Annotated in this window: 7 protein-coding genes; 1 reads left to right on the top strand and 6 read right to left on the bottom strand. The window is 71.7% G+C overall.

The window, feature by feature from the left end:
* Window positions 1-707 (bottom strand): type 2 periplasmic-binding domain-containing protein (locus tag D7W81_RS39070; RefSeq protein WP_497747189.1); only part of this gene is annotated, 707 nt, incomplete at its 3' end.
* 33 nt (window positions 708-740) lie between these two features.
* Window positions 741-1,478, bottom strand: a complete 738-nt coding sequence (locus D7W81_RS39075) for a PspA/IM30 family protein (RefSeq protein ID WP_120528049.1) — start codon at window positions 1,476-1,478, stop codon at window positions 741-743.
* A 280-nt stretch (window positions 1,479-1,758) separates the two neighbouring features.
* On the opposite strand from D7W81_RS39075, the gene D7W81_RS39080 reads away from it, so the two are divergent.
* A complete protein-coding gene (locus tag D7W81_RS39080; protein ID WP_120560430.1) occupies window positions 1,759-3,171 on the top strand; it encodes a sensor histidine kinase in 1,413 nt (470 codons plus the stop codon).
* On the opposite strand, the gene D7W81_RS39085 is transcribed toward D7W81_RS39080, so the two are convergent.
* From D7W81_RS39085 to D7W81_RS39100, 4 genes are all read right to left on the bottom strand, one after another.
* On the bottom strand, window positions 3,168-4,505 hold the full coding sequence (locus D7W81_RS39085) for a 5'-deoxyadenosine deaminase (protein WP_120560431.1): 1,338 nt from the start codon (window positions 4,503-4,505) through the stop codon (window positions 3,168-3,170). The genes D7W81_RS39080 and D7W81_RS39085 overlap by 4 nt on opposite strands.
* 12 nt (window positions 4,506-4,517) lie before the next feature.
* Window positions 4,518-4,922: a cytidine deaminase gene (locus D7W81_RS39090; protein ID WP_120560433.1), complete on the bottom strand. Its 405-nt coding sequence runs from the start codon at window positions 4,920-4,922 to the stop codon at window positions 4,518-4,520.
* A gap of 56 nt (window positions 4,923-4,978) precedes the next feature.
* Window positions 4,979-5,350, bottom strand: coding sequence for a PilZ domain-containing protein (locus tag D7W81_RS39095; protein ID WP_120560432.1), 372 nt, complete (start codon window positions 5,348-5,350; stop codon window positions 4,979-4,981).
* A 137-nt stretch (window positions 5,351-5,487) separates the two neighbouring features.
* A partial coding sequence (locus tag D7W81_RS39100; protein ID WP_208721658.1) for a ThiF family adenylyltransferase occupies window positions 5,488-6,166 on the bottom strand: 679 nt, incomplete at its 5' end.

Genomic DNA, 6,166 nt, shown 5'->3' on the forward strand with positions numbered 1-6,166 from the left:
CGCAGGGCCCGGCCCGCGTCCAGCGTGGACGGCAGGTCCACCCAGCGCACGTCGGACGTGCGCAGCCCCGCGCGCGCCAGCACCCACAGGGCGAAATAGTGCGACGAGCCGCCCGGATACACGCCCACCCGCTTGCCACGCAGGCTGGCCAGGTCCGGCACGCCCACCGCCGCCATGGCCTCCTGCCCCCGGCTCCGCCCCACGAGCAGCACCGTGCGCGGCGCCGCGTCCCTCAAGGTGGGCGCCCACGACGCGAGCCGGTCCACCGACAGCGCCGCCATGTCCACGCCGCCGTTCTCCGCGCCCACGGACAGGGCCTGCTTCAGCTCCTCCTCGCGAGCGAAGAGCACCGCGCGGGCGTCCAGGGCGTAGGCCGTCTTGAGCAGCCCCTGCGCGGCGCCCGGGGGCGTGGCGGGGTTGTCCAGCGTGGTGGCGCCGCCGGTGGCCACGAGCAGCGCGGAGGCCGAGCCGCGCGGGGTGAAGCCGATGAGCACGGGCCGCAAGGGCACCGAGGCCACGTCCGCCACGGGGGCCGCGACGCCCGCCGGGAAGTCGCCCGGGGACAGCCGCACCGCTTCACGCGTGGAGGGAAAGAAGCGCGCCTGCAGGCGGTCGAGGTAACCCGCCCGCGAGGCGAAGACGTACCCCGCGCCCAGGACACAGAGCGCGAGGAAGAGAAAGAGGCCGGGTCCGCGGTGCAGCTTCATCCGTGTGCGCCGGCCCCTTTCATGAGGGGAGACCTACTTGATCTCCACCTTCTTGCCGATGGTCTTTTCCGGACCGGCACCCACGTCCGACACCGGCGCGGGGCTGTCCAGCAGGCCCATCTCCATCTTGAACTGCTTGACCAGCTCGTCGCCCTGGATCTTCTCCGCCTCTTCCTCGATGGCCGCGGCCTGGTGGTCCACCGACTCGAGCGCCATCTGCATGCGCGCCTCGTTGATGGCCGTCTTCTCCTGGACCTTGCGGAGCATCTCGTCGTGCGTGGAGTCCACGCCCGCGACGGTGAAGGACTCCATGGTGTCGGCGACCTTCGCCTGCCACTTGGCGCGCCGCGCGTCCCGGACGGCGTTCATCGCCTCCTGCGTCTTGCGGTCCTTCTCGCGCATGAACGCCTTCTTGACGTTCAGGGCCTTCTCATAGGCCTGCTTCGCGATGTCCAGCTGCTGCTGGTTGCGCGCGAGGGCTTCCTTCTCCCCCTGGAGCTTGGTCGCGTAGGTGCCGGCCAGGTCGTCACGGCCCGCCTGGATGGCGGCCTTGACCTTGGCGGTCAGCTCCCGCACGTCCTGCTGGTACTTCATGTTCTCCTTCTCGAGCAGCGTCACATTCGCCCGGACCATGGCGATGGACTCATTCATCTTGGGGACCTGGTCGTTCAGGTCACGGATGTTCTGCTCGAGAATCAACTCCGGATCCTCGATGGAGGAGACGAAGAAGCCCGCGAAGCTCCGCATCGCTCTCTTGAATCGCTGCCACATGTCGGCTCTCACCTCCGCCTGTGCGTAATCCCAGCCACCTTACACGAACTCCGACGCCCACAAGCATCCGGCCGCAAGCCGCGTGTCACCGTGACTACGCCTGCCCCGGCCGGATGATTGCCCCCAGAAGCCTGCCGCCCGCCAGCCCGGCCGGGTCCGGGGCCACCGGACAGCCCCCATCCGCCACTCTCCTTCCTTAGGGGTCCCCCCGGGGTCGCGAAAGACGAAGCGGCCATGAACTTGCCGGGCGGGGTGGAAGCGGGGAAAACGAGCGTGTCGCATGGACCCGACTCCCCCCGTAGCCTTCGAAGACGAGCTTGCGCGGGTGGTGGCCGCCCAGCGGCGGCGCGTGCTGGGCGCCGGGGCCGCGGTGCGGCTGGTGGGCACGGCCGTCTTCTTCGCCGTCAGCCTGGGGCTGTGGCTGACGGGCGCCCGGGACTGGGCCCACTACCCGCCGCTGCTGCTCTGCTACGGCGGCGTGGTGGCGCTGCTGTTCGCGCTGCGCTTCCGGCCCGTGACGAAGCAGTTGGGCATCGTGCAGTCGCTGGTGGACGTGGGGCTGGTGTTCGGCCTCCAGCAGATGGCCCTGCCGGTGTCGCCCTTCCCCGCGGGCGTGGCGGGCTTCAGCCTGGGGCTGTTCGCGCTGGTGGTGGCGCTCTCCGGCCTGGAGCTGATGCCCTGGCTCGTCTACGGCACGGCGGGGCTGGCGTCGCTGACCCAGGCGGTGCTCATGCATCAGGCGGGCGTGGGCCCGGGCGCCATGGGCGTGGCCGGGGTGACGCTGGTGCTGGTGGCGGCGGTGAGCCACTACGGCACCGGGCGGCTGCGGCAGCTGGCCATGGACCTGTCGCACGCGGAGGTGTCCCGGCAGCTGGAGGCCCGCCGCACCACCGAGGTCGAGGACGCCCACCGCACCATCGAGCGCATGCTGTCCGAGGCACACGCGCGCAACGCCCAGCTGGAGGCGCTCCAGGCCCACCAGGAGCAGCTGATGCAGTTCCTGGTGCACGACCTGCGCTCGCCCTTGTCCGCCGTGACGCTGTCGCTGTCGTGGATGGAACAGGAGCTGCCCGTCGGGACGCCGCTGGTGGAGTCCGTGCGCACGGGCCTGGCCGTCACCGCGCGCCTGGACCGGATGATCTCCGACCTCCTGGACGTGCCCCGGCTGGAGCAGGGCCGGCTGTCCCCGCGCAGGCAGCCCTTCCCGGTGGCGCCGCTGTTCGACGAGGTGCGCCGCTCGCTGGACGGCGCGGCCCGGCTGCGCAAAATCAAGCTGGAGCTGGGCTGCCCCCCGGGCTTCCAGCTGGTGGGCGACGCGGGCCTGCTCATCCGCGTGGTGGAGAACCTGGCCACCAACGCGCTCCGCTACGCGCCGTCCGGCGGCCGGGTGCGCCTGGAGGCCGGTGAGACGGAAGGCCTGCAGTGGCTGGCGGTGCGCAACGACGGCATCGCCATCCCGCCGGAAGCGCGCGAGGCCCTCTTCGAGAAGTACGTGCAGGGCAGCCGCGAGAAGGAGGGCCGCCGGGGCTACGGCCTGGGGCTGTACTTCTCCCGGCTGGCGGCGGAGGCCCACGGCGGGCGGCTGACGGTGGAGGACGCGGAGGGCTGGGCCACGTCCTTCGTGCTGCGCCTGCCCCGCGTCCAGCCAGCCTCGCAGCCGGCCCCGGACGCGACGGCCAGCTGGCGCTTCTAGGAGGCCTTCAGCTTCGCGCGGGCGAAGAGCTTCGTGGCCTGCGTGCGGGCGTTGGCCAGCACCGCGTTCGCGTCCAGCGTCGTCAATTCGCCCTCGCGCAGCACCAGCTTGCCGTCAATGAGCACGTGCGACACGTCCGTGGAGCGCGCCGAGTATACCAGCGGCCCCGTGACGTCGTCCGGCAGCGGGCAGAAGTGGAAGCCGCGCATGTCCACCACCGTGAGGTCCGCGCGCTTGCCGGCCTCCACGGAGCCCACCTCGTCCTCCAGGCCCAGGGCGCGCGCGCCGTGCAGCGTGGCCATCTCCAGGACGTGCATGGGCGTCATCGCCACCGGACCCACGCGCGGGTTGTGCAGCACGGACGCAAGCCGCATCTCGTGGAACAAATCCAACGTGTTGTTGCACGGGGCGCCGTCCGCCCCCAGCGCCACGGGGATGCCGTCCTGGAGCAGCTCCGGGATGCGCGCGTAGCCCGACGCGAGCTTCAGGTTGGAGCCCGGGCAGTGGCACACCACCGTGCCGGACTCGCGGAGCAGCTGCTGCTCCGTGCCCTCCACCCAGACGCAGTGGGCCAGCGTGACGTGGCGGCCGGTGAGCCCCAGGCCGTGGAAGAAGGCGATGTTGTCCTGGCCCGTCACCTGGCGGACCACGTCCGTCTCCGTGCGGTTCTCGCTGGCGTGCGAGTGGATGCGCACGCCCTTCTCCCGCGACAGCCGGCCCACCTCCCGCAGCAGCTCCGGCGTGCAGGACAGGGCGAAGCGCGGGGCGAACGCGTAGCGCAGGCGGTTGTCGTGGGTGCCGTGCCAGCGCTCCATCAGCGCCAGGCTCTCCGACAGCGAGTCCGCCGTCGTCTCGCGCAGGCCCCGGGGGACCTCCGCGCCGGAGTCCATCATCGCCTTGCCACCGACGAGCCGGTAGCCGCTGTCGCGCGCGGACTCGAAGACGGCGTCGTAGTGGTGCACGGTGCCCATGTCGAGCGCCGCCGTGGAGCCGGAGCGGATGAGCTCCGCGAAGGTGAGGTCCGCGCTGGCGCGCAGGGACGCCGCGTCGTGCGCCGCCTCCAGGGGCCAGATGCGCTCCTTCAGCCAGTCCAGCAGCTCCCGCTTGTCCGCGTGGCCGCGGAACAGCGTCTGGCAGGCGTGCAGGTGGCCGTGGATGAGGCCGGGCATCACCACCTGCCCGGCGAGGTCCAGGACACGGCAGGCGCCCTTCACCTTCAGGCCCCGGCCCACCCTGGCGATGCGCCCGTCCTGCACGAGGACGTCCGCGCGCGGCAGCACCTCGCGGTCGCGGTTCATGGTGACGACGGTGGCGCCAGTCAGAAGCAAGTCCACGTGGAATGGGTCCTAGAGGAAGGAACGGGTGAAGGCGTGTGGCAGCAGCTCGCTGAGCGAGTAGCGCGCCTCCTGCCCGTTGAGGGTGCGGCTTCGCACCGGAATGTCAGGCCCGGCGAACTCGGCCATCACCTGGCGGCACATGCCGCACGGGGGACAGGGCTCCGGGGTGTCCACGACGACGGCCACGGCCACGGGCTTCTCACGGCCCTGGGCCACGCCCGCGGCGAACGCGTTGCGCTCCGCGCAGACGGTGAGGCCGTAGGTGGCGTTCTCCACGTTGCAGCCGGCCACGACGGAGCCGTCCGCGTACAGCACGGCGGCCCCCACGGGGAACTTCGAGTACGGCACGTGCGCGCGCTGACGCACCCGCAGGGCCTCCTCGAACAGCCGCTCCCAGGGAATCTCCTCCGCCATGCCGCCCTCCTTCGAGAAGGCGCCGTCCACCGGCGCCGTCCATCCGGGATAACGCCCTAGCGGGCGCCCCGGGGTTCGTCCTTGCTCTGGTCGTCCAGGTGCCGGGCGATGGAGAGCTCCAGCTCCACCGGCAGCTCCACGAAGCGCACGCGCACCACCGGGCCCGTCATGCCGGCCTTGGGGGGCAGCACCTCGCCGCGCACCTGCACCTCTTCCAGGGACGGGGGCAGCGCGAAGCGCACCTCCACGGTTTGGCCCGGCTCCAGCGCCTCTCCCACCCATCCCACGCCGCCCAGGGACAGGTCCCCTGCTCGGTCCAGGAAGCCCTCCGTCCCCTCCCGCCGGACCTTCAGGCGCATGGGGACGCGGGGCGAGTCGCGCCGGTCCTCTCCCGTCCTGGTGTCCTGGTTCTCGTTCTGCTCGGACATCGCCGTCGTCTCCCTGCCGCTGCCGCTCTCGTAACCGACCCGGGTCGCGTTCCACCACCGCCCCGGGTCCAGGCTGGCGGCATCATACGCGGGCCCGTTCTATCCGTTGCCCCTGAAAATGCATCCCCAGGCCCCGCTCAGGCCCCCGTGGCGCAGAACTGCTCGTAATCGATGAGCTCCACCTTCGCTCCCGGAGCGCACACCGGGCACTCCGGGTCGCGGCGCAGCTTGAGCTCCTGGAAGCGCGTGCCCAGCGCGTCGAAGGTGAGCAGCCGCCCCACGAGCGACTCCCCCACCCCGAGCAGCAGCTTCAGGGCCTCCGTGGCCTGGAGCATCCCGATGAGCCCGGGCAGCACGCCCAGCACCCCGGCTTCCGCGCAGGACGGCGCCAGCTCCGGCGGGGGTGGCGCGGGGTAGAGGCAGCGGTAGCAGGGCCCCTGGTGGGGGACGAAGGTCGTCACCTGTCCCTCGAAGCGGAACACGGAGCCGTGCACGTTGGGCAGGCCCATCCGCAGGCACGCGTCGTTGAGCAGGTAGCGCGTGGGGAAGTTGTCCCCGCCGTCCAGCACCACGTCGAAGTCCGCGAGGATGTGCTCCACGTTGGCGGAGGTGAGCCGCTCCTGGAAGGGCACCACCTTCACGTCCGGGTTGAGCGCCTCGATGGCGGCCTTCGCGCTCTGGACCTTGGGCTGCCCCCGGCGCTCCAGGGTGTGAAGCACCTGCCGCTGGAGGTTGCTCAGGTCCACCACGTCCGCGTCCACCACGCCCAGCGTGCCCACGCCCGCCGCAGCCAGGTACAGCGCCGCCGGTGAACCC

The organism is Corallococcus aberystwythensis, assembly GCF_003612165.1.
In the GTDB taxonomy this organism is placed as follows: Bacteria; Myxococcota; Myxococcia; order Myxococcales; family Myxococcaceae; genus Corallococcus; species Corallococcus aberystwythensis.